Origin of the sequence: Actinoplanes sp. NBRC 101535 (genome assembly GCF_030269225.1) — a bacterium.
In the GTDB taxonomy this organism is placed as follows: Bacteria; Actinomycetota; Actinomycetes; order Mycobacteriales; family Micromonosporaceae; genus Actinoplanes; species Actinoplanes rectilineatus.
Window position 1 is genome coordinate 1 of the sequence record NZ_BSSY01000046.1, and the last position, 969, is coordinate 969.

A 969-nucleotide genomic window follows, 5' to 3' on the forward strand; every position below is an offset into this window, starting at 1 on the left:
ACTAGCTCGTGTTTTGTAGATCTTGAAGGAAGATCTTGATGCTCCTCGATGTTGATCGAGACGCTATGAGCGCACGATTCGAACTCACCGACGCCGAGTGGGTTCTGCTCCAGCCACTGCTGCCGCAGGACCCACCGCGAGGTCACCGCTGGAACGACCACCGCACCACCATCTCCGGGATCCTGTTCCGGGAACGCACCGGCATCCAGTGGCGTGACCTGCCGTCCCGGTTCGGGAACTGGCAGACCGTCTACCAGCGTAAACGCCGCTGGGCCCTGGACGGGACCTGGCAGCGCATCGCCGAACGGCTGCGCCTGGACGCCGACGCCAACGACCCGGAATGGACCCTCGGCATCGACTCCACCGTCGTGCGTGCCCACCAGCACGCCGCCGGAGCACGCCACCAGCCACCGGCCGACCAGTCAAAACACTGACGGCGACCGGCCCCGCTACCGAACCCGAAGCCTTGGGCCGTTCCCGGGGCGGGTTCAGTACCAAGCTGCACCTGGCCGCCGACCTGCGCAGCAGACCCGTCTCCCGATCACTGACCGCCGGCCAGCGCCACGACCGCATCGGCTACGACCAGGTCATGGCGGGTATCCGCATGCCCCGCCGTCGCGGCCGCCCACGAACCCGCCCTGCCCGGCTACTCGGCGACAAGGCGTACTCCGTCGCCGCGATCCGCACCGGCCTACGCCGACGCGGCATCGCCGCGACTATCCCCGAACGCCGCGACCAGCAGAAGAACCGCCTCAAGCGGGGATCCCGCGGCGGACGGCCACCCACGTTCGACCCCGACTGGTACCGGCAGCGCAACACCGTCGAACGAGCGGTCTCCAAACTCAAACAGTTCCGGGCCGTCGCGACCCGTTACGACAAGCGGGCGTTCATGTACCTGGCCACCGTCGACGTCGCCACCATCAAAATCTGGCTCCGCGACCTAACCAAAGATCAACAACACACGACCTA

Annotated in this window: 1 protein-coding gene; it reads left to right on the forward strand. The window is 66.9% G+C overall.

Features of this window, described 5'->3' with window-relative positions:
- Positions 1–65: 65 nt before the first annotated feature.
- A protein-coding gene (locus QSK32_RS45285; protein ID WP_157411620.1) for an IS5 family transposase occupies positions 66–969 on the forward strand; the annotation gives its coding sequence in 2 pieces (ribosomal slippage) (positions 66–413 and positions 416–969; 902 coding nt annotated over the 2 pieces). This gene is flagged as partial in the annotation.